The following is a 10,434-nucleotide window of genomic DNA, read 5'->3' on the forward strand; positions in this document are numbered from 1 at the left end:
GATCATCCTTTATCTGCCGCAACAGATGTTTCTGGGGTTTATATATCGTCATATGGTGCAATATAACTGATATCCGGACGTTTTTAATATGAATCAATATATCGTTAAATTTGAATTTAAATTTTTTAGGGGAGATGACAACCTCCCGGGACCATGGTCGGCAAATCGCGACCGCAGAAAAAAACTCAACCGAACAACGAGGAGAATCAGTCATGAGCAACGCTCAAACAGCTCATAAAGAATCGATGAGGGACGATATGTCAGAGGATGTGGAGGAAACGGCACCAAGCCGTATCGACTGGAGCACGATCTGGATACCGATGTCGTTGATTGTTGGGATGTTCCTGGTTGCCTTTTATCTTCCCATGGAAAGCGAGCGGTTCACCAATGCCATACTGGAATCCCTGTCTCTAGTCAAATGGTACGCCCAGGAGCATGTACTGCTTTGTCTGGTGCCGGCATTTTTCATTGCCGGGGCGATTTCCTGTTTTGTGTCTCAGGCCGCGGTGATGCGGTACCTGGGCCCTACGGCCAACAAGGTTCTGGCCTACGGCGTGGCTTCGGTTTCAGGCAGCATTCTGGCGGTCTGCTCCTGCACCGTGCTGCCCCTTTTTGCCGGTATCTGGAAGCGGGGGGCAGGTCTTGGACCGGCCCTAGCCTTTCTATACTCCGGCCCGGCCATCAACATTCTAGCCATCGTGCTGACCGCGAGGATCCTCGGATTGCCCTTGGGCATCGCACGTGCCGTTGGAGCGATTTTGTTCAGCATCGTCATCGGGTTGCTGATGCACTTTTTCTTCCTGAGAGAAGAAGAAGAAAAGGTGCAGGCGGCAATGCATTTGCCTTCTGTGGAGGTCGAGCGGCCTTTGTGGCAGAATGTGGTCTATTTTTCCACTATGATCGGATTGCTGATCTCCGCCACCTGGGGCAAGCCATCTGAACCTGTAGGCTTCTGGAACGCCGTTTTTCAGATCAAATGGTGGTTGACGGGGGCGTTTGCCGTGGGTCTGGGGATTGAGTTCATCGTCTGGTTTCGCGTAAAAGCGATCAAGGTGGTGTTTGCGGGAATCATTGTGGCGGCCCTGGCATTCCTCTTCCCCCACGAACCACTCATCTCCTTCAGTGCGGGAATCATAGCTCTCACTATTCTCATCACCACCACTCGTGGCGAAACCGAAGACTGGTTCATCGCCACCTGGGGTTTCACCAGGCAAATCACGCCGCTGCTTCTAGGCGGCGTCATGGTGGCCGGACTGCTGCTGGGACGACCGGGCAGCGAAGGGCTCATTCCTTCCCAATGGGTGAGTGGTCTGGTGGGGGGAAACTCCTTCGGGGCCAATTTCTTTTCTGCGATCGTGGGGGCGTTCATGTATTTCGCGACGCTCACGGAAGTTCCTATTCTGCAGGGGCTCATCGGCTCGGGAATGGGTCAGGGGCCGGCGCTGTCGCTGCTCCTGGCCGGTCCTGCTCTCTCGCTTCCCAACATGCTGGTTATCCGAAGCGTTATGGGCACCAGGAAAACTGCTGTTTTTGTGTGTCTGGTCGTCATTATGTCCACTCTGTGCGGAATGATTTTCGGGCATTATTTCGTATGATTGAGATTCCGGATCGTGACTCCGATCACCCTGTCGGATGGTTTTCATGCCACGGTTTCATCAGGTCTGAATTATAGTCAACATGCAACTCGTTGCGACGCCTCATGGCGTCGCAAGATCAACATTAAAGGAGAGGTACCATGGAAATCAAAGTGCTGGGGCCTGGATGCCCCAAATGTCAGCAGACGGAAAAAGCGGTCAAGGATGCTGTTGCGGAAACGGGTGTGGACGCTCAGGTGGAAAAAGTGACCGATATTCTGAAAATCGGGGAATACGGCGTGTTCGGCACGCCGGCGGTGGTCATCGATGGAGAGGTGAAATCGGTGGGCAAGATCCCCTCCAAGGAAGAGGTTAAGAAGTGGCTTAAAAAGTGAGTTATCCCTCGAAGGGGGAGCGTGCAGTGCTGTGGGGAAGCATTGTGAGTTCAAAGACAATTTGATGAATCGACCGAGAGGGAGAATGGGAAAAATGAATCAGAGACGCAAGCTGGTTTTGATGGTTTTCGTCTGTATTGGATCCGTCGCCATTGCCTTTGCTTCGCCGACATCCCCGGAAGTGCCCGTCAAGGGAATGGTCACCATGATCGACCTGGGTGCCAGCGAATGCATTCCCTGCAAGCTCATGGCCCCGATTCTCGACAAACTGAAGAAGACCTATGACGGTCGGGCCGCCATTGTGTTCATCGATGTGTGGGAAGACCAGAGCCAGGCGAAAAAATACGGTCTGAGAGCCATTCCGACCCAGATTTTTTTTGACGAGAGCGGCAAGGAGGTGTTCCGGAACATCGGGTTCATGAGCGAAGAGGCCATTGTCGCGCAACTGAAGAAAATGGGCGTCAACTGAGTCTCCAGGGAGGATGCACCGATGTTGGAAACCTTTTTTCTGACGGTCAATCAGTGGATGACCGGCGGCATCGCCGTTGCGGCCGCCGGCTGTTTTCTGTGGGGAATGATCAGCATCCTGCTTTCCCCCTGCCACTTGGCGTCCATCCCCCTTATCGTCAGCTATGTGGCAGGCCAGAATCAAACCCTCAGCCCCCGGCAGGGCGCCAAATACGCCGTAAGTTTCACCGCAGGCCTCTTCATCACCATCGCGATGGTAGGCATCGTCTGTTCCCTGCTGGGTCGGATGCTCGGCGAGATCGGGCCATACTGGACCATCCTGGTGGGCGGAATACTGATCTGGGTGGCGCTGGGCATGATGGGTGTTTCAGCCTGCTCCGTGTCCGGCGGTCTGATGGGGAAATTCAAGCTCAGGGGCATGTTCGGCGCATTTGTCCTGGGCCTGGCCTACGGCCTGCTCTCCGGATCCTGCACCTTCGGGTTTATCGCTCCGATCCTGGCCTTTATCACGATCCAGAAACAGATCGCCGTCGGGATTTTCTATATCGTGATTTTCGGGATCGGGCACTGCATTCCCATTGCGGTGGCCGGCAGTTCCACGGCTCTGGTGCAGCGGCTTCTGGAAAACAGCAATTTCCAGCAGGGGAGCCTGTGGTTCCGGAAGACGGCCGGCATCGCCATCGGACTGTTCGGAGTTTATTTCATTGTAAACCCGTTTCTGGGGACGTGACAGAGACGAAATTGCATCTTCCAAACCGGCCCAATATGGTTTAAGAATCGAAAGAACACGGATGATGGGATTCAGTTGATGTCGAGAGTGTGGATTGTCATATTGCTGTTGCTGGGTTCAAACCCGGGGCAGGGGTGTGCCGCGGCGGCGGTCGACGCCTGCTTTTCGGCGTGTCACGGCATCAGCACCGCGCATCGTGATGCAGGCCCGCACAATTCCGTACCCTGCAACATGGGATCCTGTCGGCCTCACGAGGACCGGCTGTTGACGCGGGCGAGCTCCTCCGATTTCCGGAATGAAAGAAGGCTTCTCGATAAACCCCGGGCATTCACTTCACATCCGATAACGACACCGACGGCAGCGTCGTTCGTTGCCATCAGAAAAGGCGTGCTGTTTTTTCCACACCCCTTTCCTGAGGCATCACCGCCGCCCTTCATGATCAAATGCGCTTTTTTGTGTTGAAGGCTCTCTTCACGACCCTACATTATCCATCAGGCATCCCCGATATTTACAGGATAGGGTTTTCTGCGGCCGTGTATGAAACCAGTGCCGCTTGAACCGTGGACAGCATCGGGCGTTTTGCGACAACCCCGGCCAGCCCGCGCTTGAGAGCCAAACCGCAAAAGGTTTGTATTGAGAGGCGCCTGTTTCGGCCGCTTCCCTTGTTCGGGAAGACCTGTTCAGTGAAGAAGGAGTTTTTTCGGATATGACAAAAAAATATCAAAAAAAGTCGGTGAAGGCTGTCGCCGACAAGTCTTCAACCGTCAGCCGCCAGACAGCGGTCGTGCTTTCATTGTCGGCCCTGCTGGTCGGTTTTATTGCAGGTACGATATTCGGTGTGATGAAGACAAGCCCACTGCCCGGCGGGTCTTCAACGGTTTCCCAGGCGGCTTCCGGTAAACAGCCGCCGGCTGAAATGTTTCAGGCCCTGGAGGCCGAGGCGGCGCGAAATCCGCAAAATGCCGATGTCTGGACACAACTCGGCAACGCCTATTTCGACGCCGATCAGTTTCAGAAAGCAATCGTTGCTTATGAGAAATCAATTGCTATCGAGCCGAACAATCCCAACGTATTGACCGATCTCGGAGTCATGTATCGCCGAAACCAGCAGCCCCGGAAAGCGGTGGCGGCGTTCAGCAAAGCCATGGCCGCGGATCCGAGGCATGAAGTTTCCCGAATGAACAAGGGTATTGTTCTGTTGTATGATCTTGGTGATGAGAAGGGTGCCGTTGAAGCGTGGGAGGCCTTGCTGGAAATCAACCCGCTGGCGACTTTTGCCGACGGACAGACAGTGGATGAGCGGGTCCGGCATTTCAGGGAAGGCCATGAAAAAGATCTGAATCGGCAAAAAGGAGGTGTTCATGAATAGTTCTCTCATACTTTCCATCACTACCTTTGTCTATGGTGCAGCCGCTTTTCTCTACATCGCGGCATGGGTGTTTCACAAAGACGCGTTGGGACGTATTGCATTCCGGACCGGCGTCGCCGGTGTGCTCGGCAATGTTGCGGGGTTCGGGTTGCGGTGGGCCGAGACCTACCAATTGGGCATCGGCCATGCGCCGCTGTCCAACCTGTATGAATCCCTGGTTTTCTTCGCCCTGGCCATTGCCGTTCTGTACCTGATCGTGGAAAAGAAATACGGTCATCCGACGATCGGGGCTGTTGCCATGCCGCTGGCGTTTCTGGCCATGGCCTATGCATCCCTGTCGCCCAATATCAGCGACCGAATCCAGCCGCTTTTGCCTGCGCTCAAAAGCAACTGGTTGATTGCCCACGTCATCACCTGTTTTATCGGATATGCGGCTTTTGCCGTTGCTTTTGGCCTCAGTTTGATGTTTCTTGCAAGGAGAGAACACGACTCACCCCAAGGTTCGGGCTGGAAAATGCCGTCTCCACGGGTTCTGGACGAACTGACCCACCAGATGGTGATGCTGGGGTTTCTTTTTTTGACCGCCGGGATCATCACCGGGGCGGTGTGGGCCAATTCAGCCTGGGGGCGTTACTGGGGATGGGATCCCAAGGAAACCTGGTCCCTCATCACCTGGTTCATTTACGCCACCCTGCTTCATGCCCGTCTGATGCGCGGATGGCAGGGCCGTCGGGCGGCGATGTTCTCCATTGCCGGGTTCGGGGCCGTGTTGTTCACCTATTTCGGCGTGAACCTGTTGCCCGGTCTGCACAGTTACGGGAGCATGTAGAACCGAAAGCGGGGGATGTAATGGCATTGAAAGGAATGGCGTCGTGATTCAAGACGGAAAAGTTCTCTTCAAACAGGCCCTCAGGCAAATATTCGCCCTCGTCGGGCTGGCGCTACTTCTGTCGGTCGGTGTCAATCTATGGCGATCTGACGGCATACCCCTGGTGGGGGACTGGTCGGCGGATGCCCGATTTTCCGATGATGCGGGAGAGAGCCTGGTCGTCTCCCTGGAAGAGGTCCGCGGGCTCTTCGAGCGGGGCGATGTCCTGTTCGTGGATGCGAGGCCCGAGAGCCAGTACGACGAAGGGCATATCCAGGGTGCATTGAACCTCCCGTTCCAGGAGGCGGACGGCTATTTCATGGATGCGGCGGACCGGCTCTCGGCCGCCGGGGCGATCGTGACCTATTGCGACGGTGAGACCTGCGACCTGAGCCATGATCTGGCCCTGTTCCTGAAAGACATGGGGATGGAAAACGTTCGCGTGCTGGTCAACGGCTGGACCGTCTGGCAGGAGGCCGGGCTGCCGACGGAGGGGGGAAACTGAGGCCGTGGCAGAAGAAAAAAGGAGACATGCTGTGATTTTCAGAGTGCTCCGTCTTTTTTTAGGGGCTGTTTTTCTCTATGCCAGTTACGACAAGGTCCTGAATCCCGAGGCTTTTGCCAAGGCCGTCTACAATTACCAGATTCTTCCGGACGTCGCCGTCAATCTGGCGGCCATTATGCTTCCCTGGCTGGAGCTGCTGCTGGGGGTGTGCCTCGTTGTCGGGGTATGGCTGCCGGGGGCGACGCTGATCAGCACCGGGCTGATGACCGTCTTCATCGGGGCCCTGGCATTCAACCTGATGCGGGGATTGGACATCCATTGCGGCTGCTTTTCCACCGAAGCCACCGAAGGGCCGGCCGATTTGTGGACGGTGCTTCGGGATGCGGGGTTTCTGGCGGTGTCGGTCTGGCTCACCCTGGAGGTCTTTTTCTTTCGGCGGAGGCCTTCGGACCGGAGCAAAGCAGGAACCGCCGCTGTACGCTGATCCAGATCCACATCATGTCCGATATCCAATCTACAAGGGAGGGAAACATGACCCTGAAACCGGTTCAACTGACGCTCTCCGTCGAGGATGTCACGGATATTCTTCACATCGCCGTGGATCAAGATCCGTTGCGGGCCCTGAATTTCGTCAAAACGGTCCTGGCCAAAAAGGTGGAAAAGGCGCTGCAACGCCACTGAATGCCGGTATTCGAAACCTGTTACGGCCCCGGCCGGTTTGAGTCCTTTCAGCGGTAGCGCGGTGGAAGCCCCGGGCTTTCGAAGGAAAGCCTGCGTCGTTGCAACGACCCGGGGGAGAGGCGTATTCCTCTGCTCCCGGGATCGGTCCCGAAAGAACGCGTCGGATACCCATTTGCCGACCAGGCACCATCACACAGAGGAAATTTCCCATGACGGAAGAGTGCGATTGCAAAAAGCGGAATATCATGATCCTGGCCTGTTCCGGGAATTGCAATGCCGGCCAGCTCGCCAACCGGGCGGCTGTCGAGTTGACGGAAGAAGGGTTCGGCGCCATGCTCTGCCTGGCCGGGATCGCAGCAGGATTAAGCGCATTTGTTCAATCGGCGACGGACGCGGATCTTCTGGTCGTGATCGACGGATGTGAATGCGCCTGCGGTCGGGCCATCCTGGAAAATGCAGGAATTCCATTGGAAAAACACGTGATCGTCACCCAACTGGGGATTTGCCGGAACAGCGCGTTGCTTCTGAAAACAGAAGATTTGGCCGTCGTCAAGGATGCAGTCAGGCTCGCCTTCAAATATCCGATCAAAGCGATCGCCATTTTTAAATCTCCCAAGACGTTGTCTCCTGCGGATCAGGCGCGTTCAAGGTCGCTAGGGGGTAGATGCTGCTGATCACTTGATGCCGTACGTGTTGCCGGCCGTTGGATATGATCAAAGGGAGATACACTCCGATAATGAGTCTCGGGTCGATCAAGAAAAAAGGGGTTGAAGTGGATAAAGATACCCAATTTAACGAAATTATAGCATAATTGACTGAAATATCAAATGAAATTAGTTAATTCAACGACATTGACGTCAAGGTGACTATCATGGACAAACCGTTAAGGATCCTGTTTTTGTGTACCGGCAACTCCTGCCGGAGCCAGATGGCCGAGGGGTGGGTAAAGCACCTGAAAAGCGGCGAGATCGAGGCCTTTTCGGCCGGCATCGAAAAGCACGGCCTCAATCCGCGGGCCGTAAACGTCATGGCCGAGGCGGGGGTGGACATCTCCGGCCAATTGTCTAAGACGGTGGAAGAACTGCCGCACCGGCGATTTGATGTTGTGATCACCCTGTGCGGGCACGCCAACGAGACATGCCCCTTTTTTCACGGCCCCACCAAACGGATCCACGCGGGGTTCGACGATCCTCCGGCCCTGGCCGAGAATGCCCCCACGGAAAAGGCCGCCCTCGCGCATTACCGCCGGGTGAGGGATGAAATCAGATTATTTGTGGAAGGATTGCCGGGCACTCTGAACCGGCCGTCCGGGGAGTAGAAACATGAGCACCGAAGCTGCTGCATCCAATGAACGCAAAATGACCAGCGTCTTTGAACGATACCTCACCGTTTGGGTGTTTTTCTGCATCATCGCCGGCATTCTGCTGGGAAAGGTCGCGCCGGGACTGGCCCGGTACCTGGACGGGCTCGCGATCTACGTGAAGGGTGCCCCGGTGGTTTCGATCCCCATCGCAATCTGCCTTTTCTTCATGATGTACCCGATCATGGTGAAAATCGATTTCGGTTCGGTCATCAAGGCCGGTAAAAGCGGCAAGCCGGTTTTTCTGACCCTGTTCGTCAACTGGTGCATCAAGCCCTTCACCATGTATGGCATTGCCTTGTTTTTCCTGGGGACGTTGTTTTATGGGTTCATCGGTCCGGAAACCGTGGACTATGTCAAGATGCCTTTTGGACTGGATCTGCCGGTGGGGGCGACCCACGGCGCCGGGACGGTCGTGCTGATGGACGGAATCAAAATGCTGGAAATTCCGCTATGGCGAAGCTACCTGGCCGGGTGTATCCTCCTGGGCATCGCCCCGTGTACGGCCATGGTGTTGGTCTGGGGATACCTGGCACGCGGCAACGACGGGTTGACGCTGGTGATGGTGGCCCTCAACTCCCTCACCATGCTGGTGCTCTACGGTGTTTTAGGCGGATTCCTGCTGGGTGTCGGTCGTCTGCCGGTGCCGTGGCAGGCCCTCCTGCTCTCGATCCTGATCTATGTGGCTTTGCCGCTTGTGGCCGGCTATCTCTCTCGCCGTTGGATCATTTTCGCCAAAGGGGAAACATGGTTCAAGGAGAAATTCCTCCATGTGCTCACACCGGTTACCATCGTCGCCCTGCTGATTACCCTGGTATTGCTGTTTTCTTTCAAAGGAGAGGTGATCATCGCCAATCCGCTGACCATCCTGTGGATCGCGATTCCGCTATTCATCCAGACCATGCTCATTTTCACCATCGGCTATTGGCTGGCCCGAAAGTTGAGGCTGTCCTATGAAGATGCAGCCCCAGCGGCCATGATCGGCGCGTCTAATCATTTCGAGGTGGCCATTGCCACGGCTACGATGCTTTTCGGGCTCTCTTCCGGGGCGGCTCTGGCCACAGTGGTGGGGGTACTTATCGAAGTGCCGGTGATGCTCATGCTGGTCAGGATCTGCACCCAAACCCGGCATTGGTTCACGGATTTCCTGAGCGGCATGACCGTCCCCGAAGCACTTGCGGATATCATGGCGCGTCTGAATTTGATGCAGAAACAATTGGATCGCCTGGACCGTCAAAGCGGGAAAAAAACAACGCCCGACGGCCCGGCATGAAACCGACACGGAACAAACCACGAGGTGTCCATGAAATTTCATCAACCCGATATCAAACGTATTCTTCTCGCCACCGATCTGTCCGAGAACGCCAACCGTGCCTTCGGGTATGCCGCCGCCATGGCGAATGCCCACGGCGCCGCCATCACCATCTTGCATGTGCTGGAAAAAATGCCCCCCAAGGCGGAACTGATGGTGATCCTCTACCAGGGCTATGAAAGCCGGAAAGATCTTGAGGAAAAAACCGAGGCGGAGGTTCTTGAACAGACGAAATCGTTCATTGAACACTACTGTGACACATTCAACGGTCGGTTTCCGGCCTGCCGCCTCATGGTCGACGCCGTGGTGGTGGAGAAAGGCGATCCGGTGAAGCGCATCCTGCACCACGCCCGCGACGGCGGATATGACGTGGTGGTGATGGGCAGCAGGGGATTCGGCCTGGTCCAGGGGCTCTGGATGGGCAGCACCTCCCAGGGCGTGCTCCGTCATTGCGACATTCCGGTGTTTATCGTGCCGCCGAAAATTGAGAATGCGGAGGCGGTCGACAGGCCCTGACCGGCGTCGGTGTGATCCTGTATTGGCCCCGCCATTGATAGATCGGAATGACAGGATAGAGGGTGACTGATGACCCGCCGTATTGCCGCACAATTCCTGACCCTTCTGGGCGTGATGCTGTTGACTCCGGGGGCTGTTCCTGCAAAACAGCCCGAGCCTGACTTGCCGGCCATGACCCTTGAGGCCTGCATCGAGACCGCCCTTGAAAATAACCCGGGCCTCACCGCTGCGCGAGAGGAGGAATCGGTTCAGAGCGAGGAAATCGTCCTGGCCAGATCGGCGTTTCTGCCCCAGGTGGACGCCTTGGCGGGTTATACGCGTTTCTCGGAGCCCATGCGGGTGATCCAGGCCCATGAAAACAACGAGCCGGGCGTGTTCGACCGGGACCTGCTGGAAGCCGGTCTGATACTTCAGCTGCCCCTGTATCAGGGCGGCCGGCGACGGGCGGATCTTGTCATCGCCGACCTGGGGCGCCGGCGCGCGATGGAAATATGGAAGCGCACCCGTCAGGACCTGATCCTCAACCTTCATGCGGTATTCTACAAAATTCTGCAGCTGGATGAAACCGAGCGTTCCGCCCGGGCCTCCATGGACGCTCTCGAGTCCCAGAAGGAGACCACTCAACTTCAACTGGATGTCGGCCGGGTCGCACCGGT

14 protein-coding genes are annotated in these 10,434 nt (G+C 56.1%); all 14 read left to right on the forward strand.

All coding sequences use genetic code 11. The features are described 5' to 3' along the window. Window positions 1–257: 257 nt before the first annotated feature. Entirely contained in the window at window positions 258–1,595 is a 1,338-nt protein-coding gene (locus AB7S84_RS13990; RefSeq protein WP_428155151.1) for a permease, read from the forward strand. 140 nt (window positions 1,596–1,735) lie between these two features. Continuing rightward, window positions 1,736–1,969 (forward strand): thioredoxin family protein, encoded by a 234-nt coding sequence (locus AB7S84_RS13995; RefSeq protein ID WP_020878711.1) that lies wholly within the window; start codon window positions 1,736–1,738, stop codon window positions 1,967–1,969. A 94-nt stretch (window positions 1,970–2,063) separates the two neighbouring features. Next, window positions 2,064–2,438 (forward strand): thioredoxin family protein, encoded by a 375-nt coding sequence (locus AB7S84_RS14000; protein WP_020878710.1) that lies wholly within the window; start codon window positions 2,064–2,066, stop codon window positions 2,436–2,438. Between the two features lie 21 nt (window positions 2,439–2,459). Then, on the forward strand, window positions 2,460–3,167 hold the full coding sequence (locus AB7S84_RS14005) for a cytochrome c biogenesis CcdA family protein (RefSeq protein WP_020878709.1): 708 nt from the start codon (window positions 2,460–2,462) through the stop codon (window positions 3,165–3,167). 706 nt (window positions 3,168–3,873) lie between these two features. Next, window positions 3,874–4,536: a tetratricopeptide repeat protein gene (locus AB7S84_RS14010; protein ID WP_020878708.1), complete on the forward strand. Its 663-nt coding sequence runs from the start codon at window positions 3,874–3,876 to the stop codon at window positions 4,534–4,536. Beyond that, window positions 4,529–5,365 carry a c-type cytochrome biogenesis protein CcsB gene (gene ccsB, locus AB7S84_RS14015; RefSeq protein ID WP_428155156.1) on the forward strand — a complete coding sequence of 279 codons (837 nt, stop codon included), beginning with the start codon at window positions 4,529–4,531 and terminating at the stop codon, window positions 5,363–5,365. The genes AB7S84_RS14010 and ccsB overlap by 8 nt, the downstream gene beginning before the upstream one ends. Window positions 5,366–5,408: 43 nt before the next feature. After that, the gene (locus tag AB7S84_RS14020) at window positions 5,409–5,909 is read left to right on the forward strand and encodes a rhodanese-like domain-containing protein (RefSeq protein ID WP_020878706.1); all 501 of its coding nucleotides are present in this window, start codon (window positions 5,409–5,411) and stop codon (window positions 5,907–5,909) included. A gap of 31 nt (window positions 5,910–5,940) precedes the next feature. Next, window positions 5,941–6,393 carry a MauE/DoxX family redox-associated membrane protein gene (locus AB7S84_RS14025; RefSeq protein WP_020878705.1) on the forward strand — a complete coding sequence of 151 codons (453 nt, stop codon included), beginning with the start codon at window positions 5,941–5,943 and terminating at the stop codon, window positions 6,391–6,393. Between the two features lie 47 nt (window positions 6,394–6,440). Then, window positions 6,441–6,590 (forward strand): hypothetical protein, encoded by a 150-nt coding sequence (locus tag AB7S84_RS14030; protein ID WP_020878704.1) that lies wholly within the window; start codon window positions 6,441–6,443, stop codon window positions 6,588–6,590. A gap of 209 nt (window positions 6,591–6,799) precedes the next feature. Continuing rightward, on the forward strand, window positions 6,800–7,264 hold the full coding sequence (locus AB7S84_RS14035; protein ID WP_020878703.1) for a putative zinc-binding protein: 465 nt from the start codon (window positions 6,800–6,802) through the stop codon (window positions 7,262–7,264). A gap of 197 nt (window positions 7,265–7,461) precedes the next feature. Next, window positions 7,462–7,908, forward strand: a complete 447-nt coding sequence (locus AB7S84_RS14040; RefSeq protein WP_020878702.1) for an arsenate reductase ArsC — start codon at window positions 7,462–7,464, stop codon at window positions 7,906–7,908. A gap of 4 nt (window positions 7,909–7,912) precedes the next feature. Then, window positions 7,913–9,223: an ACR3 family arsenite efflux transporter gene (gene arsB / locus AB7S84_RS14045; protein ID WP_428155161.1), complete on the forward strand. Its 1,311-nt coding sequence runs from the start codon at window positions 7,913–7,915 to the stop codon at window positions 9,221–9,223. A 30-nt stretch (window positions 9,224–9,253) separates the two neighbouring features. Further along, window positions 9,254–9,778 (forward strand): universal stress protein, encoded by a 525-nt coding sequence (locus AB7S84_RS14050; protein WP_020878700.1) that lies wholly within the window; start codon window positions 9,254–9,256, stop codon window positions 9,776–9,778. A 69-nt stretch (window positions 9,779–9,847) separates the two neighbouring features. Next, window positions 9,848–10,434 (forward strand): TolC family protein (locus AB7S84_RS14055; RefSeq protein ID WP_428155164.1); only part of this gene is annotated, 587 nt, incomplete at its 3' end.

Source organism: Desulfococcus sp., from assembly GCF_050178255.1.
Taxonomy (GTDB): Bacteria; Desulfobacterota; Desulfobacteria; order Desulfobacterales; family Desulfococcaceae; genus Desulfococcus; species Desulfococcus multivorans.